The organism is Bacillus sp. YKCMOAS1, from assembly GCF_030268125.1.
GTDB classification, from domain to species: Bacteria; Bacillota; Bacilli; order Bacillales; family Bacillaceae; genus Bacillus; species Bacillus safensis.
Window position 1 is genome coordinate 1 of sequence record NZ_BSEI01000014.1, and the last position, 3,033, is coordinate 3,033.

The 3,033-nt window shown below is 52.6% G+C and carries 1 rRNA gene; it reads left to right on the forward strand.

Annotated features, from left to right (window positions below):
• The first annotated feature begins 95 nt into the window (after positions 1-95).
• A 23S ribosomal RNA gene (locus tag QSJ46_RS19540) occupies positions 96-3,026 on the forward strand.
• Positions 3,027-3,033 lie beyond the last annotated feature (7 nt).

Sequence of the window (3,033 nt, forward strand, 5' to 3'; positions counted from 1 at the left end):
TGTTCTTTGAAAACTAGATAACAATAAGTAATACATTCACATTGAATGCAATGCAAAGTTCATCACACATAGTGATTCTTTCTAAAGTAAGAAATGGTTAAGTTAGAAAGGGCGCACGGTGGATGCCTTGGCACTAGGAGCCGATGAAGGACGGGACGAACACCGATATGCTTCGGGGAGCTGTAAGCAAGCTTTGATCCGGAGATTTCCGAATGGGGAAACCCACTGCTCGTAATGGAGTAGTATCCATACTTGAATACATAGAGTATGAGAAGGCATACCCGGGGAACTGAAACATCTAAGTACCCGGAGGAAGAGAAAGCAAATGCGATTCCCTGAGTAGCGGCGAGCGAAACGGGAACAGCCCAAACCAAGAGGCTTGCCTCTTGGGGTTGTAGGACACTCTATACGGAGTTACAAAGGAACGATATAAGCGAAGAGGTCTGGAAAGGCCCGCCAAAGAAGGTAACAGCCCTGTAACTGAAATGTTGTTCTCTCCAGAGTGGATCCTGAGTACGGCGGAACACGTGAAATTCCGTCGGAATCCGGGAGGACCATCTCCCAAGGCTAAATACTCCCTAGTGACCGATAGTGAACCAGTACCGTGAGGGAAAGGTGAAAAGCACCCCGGAAGGGGAGTGAAATAGATCCTGAAACCGTGTGCCTACAAGTAGTCAGAGCCCGTTAACGGGTGATGGCGTGCCTTTTGTAGAATGAACCGGCGAGTTACGATCCCGTGCAAGGTTAAGCAGAAGATGCGGAGCCGCAGCGAAAGCGAGTCTGAATAGGGCGCATGAGTACGTGGTCGTAGACCCGAAACCAGGTGATCTACCCATGTCCAGGGTGAAGTTCAGGTAACACTGAATGGAGGCCCGAACCCACGCACGTTGAAAAGTGCGGGGATGAGGTGTGGGTAGGGGTGAAATGCCAATCGAACCTGGAGATAGCTGGTTCTCTCCGAAATAGCTTTAGGGCTAGCCTCAAGGTAAGAGTCTCGGAGGTAGAGCACTGATTGGACTAGGGGCCCCTACCGGGTTACCGAATTCAGTCAAACTCCGAATGCCGATGACTTATCCTTGGGAGTCAGACTGCGAGTGATAAGATCCGTAGTCGAAAGGGAAACAGCCCAGACCGCCAGCTAAGGTCCCAAAGTATACGTTAAGTGGAAAAGGATGTGGAGTTGCTTAGACAACCAGGATGTTGGCTTAGAAGCAGCCACCATTTAAAGAGTGCGTAATAGCTCACTGGTCGAGTGACTCTGCGCCGAAAATGTACCGGGGCTAAACGTATCACCGAAGCTGCGGACTGTTCTTACGAACAGTGGTAGGAGAGCGTTCTAAGGGCTGTGAAGCCAGACCGGAAGGACTGGTGGAGCGCTTAGAAGTGAGAATGCCGGTATGAGTAGCGAAAGACGGGTGAGAATCCCGTCCACCGAATGCCTAAGGTTTCCTGAGGAAGGCTCGTCCGCTCAGGGTTAGTCGGGACCTAAGCCGAGGCCGAAAGGCGTAGGCGATGGACAACAGGTTGATATTCCTGTACCACCTCCTCACCATTTGAGCAATGGGGGGACGCAGGAGGATAGGGTAAGCGCGGTATTGGATATCCGCGTCCAAGCAGTTAGGCTGGGAAATAGGCAAATCCGTTTCCCGTAAAGGCTGAGCTGTGATGGCGAGCGAAATTTAGTAGCGAAGTTCCTGATTCCACACTGCCAAGAAAAGCCTCTAGCGAGGTGAGAGGTGCCCGTACCGCAAACCGACACAGGTAGGCGAGGAGAGAATCCTAAGGTGATCGAGAGAACTCTCGTTAAGGAACTCGGCAAAATGACCCCGTAACTTCGGGAGAAGGGGTGCTTCTTAGGGTGTTAAAGCCCCGAGAAGCCGCAGTGAATAGGCCCAGGCGACTGTTTAGCAAAAACACAGGTCTCTGCGAAGCCGTAAGGCGAAGTATAGGGGCTGACGCCTGCCCGGTGCTGGAAGGTTAAGAGGAGCGCTTAGCGTAAGCGAAGGTGCGAATTGAAGCCCCAGTAAACGGCGGCCGTAACTATAACGGTCCTAAGGTAGCGAAATTCCTTGTCGGGTAAGTTCCGACCCGCACGAAAGGCGCAACGATCTGGGCACTGTCTCAACGAGAGACTCGGTGAAATTATAGTACCTGTGAAGATGCAGGTTACCCGCGACAGGACGGAAAGACCCCGTGGAGCTTTACTGCAGCCTGATATTGAATGTTGGTACAGCTTGTACAGGATAGGTAGGAGCCTTGGAAACCGGAGCGCTAGCTTCGGTGGAGGCATCGGTGGGATACTACCCTGGCTGTATTGACCTTCTAACCCGCTGCCCTTATCGGGCAGGGAGACAGTGTCAGGTGGGCAGTTTGACTGGGGCGGTCGCCTCCTAAAATGTAACGGAGGCGCCCAAAGGTTCCCTCAGAATGGTTGGAAATCATTCGCAGAGTGTAAAGGCACAAGGGAGCTTGACTGCGAGACCTACAAGTCGAGCAGGGACGAAAGTCGGGCTTAGTGATCCGGTGGTTCCGCATGGAAGGGCCATCGCTCAACGGATAAAAGCTACCCCGGGGATAACAGGCTTATCTCCCCCAAGAGTCCACATCGACGGGGAGGTTTGGCACCTCGATGTCGGCTCATCGCATCCTGGGGCTGTAGTCGGTCCCAAGGGTTGGGCTGTTCGCCCATTAAAGCGGTACGCGAGCTGGGTTCAGAACGTCGTGAGACAGTTCGGTCCCTATCCGTCGCGGGCGCAGGAAATTTGAGAGGAGCTGTCCTTAGTACGAGAGGACCGGGATGGACGCACCGCTGGTGTACCAGTTGTTCTGCCAAGGGCATCGCTGGGTAGCTATGTGCGGACGGGATAAGTGCTGAAAGCATCTAAGCATGAAGCCCCCCTCAAGATGAGATTTCCCATTCCGCAAGGAAGTAAGATCCCTGAAAGATGATCAGGTTGATAGGTCTGAGGTGGAAGCGTGGTGACACGTGGAGCTGACAGATACTAATAGATCGAGGACTTAACCTATATTCTA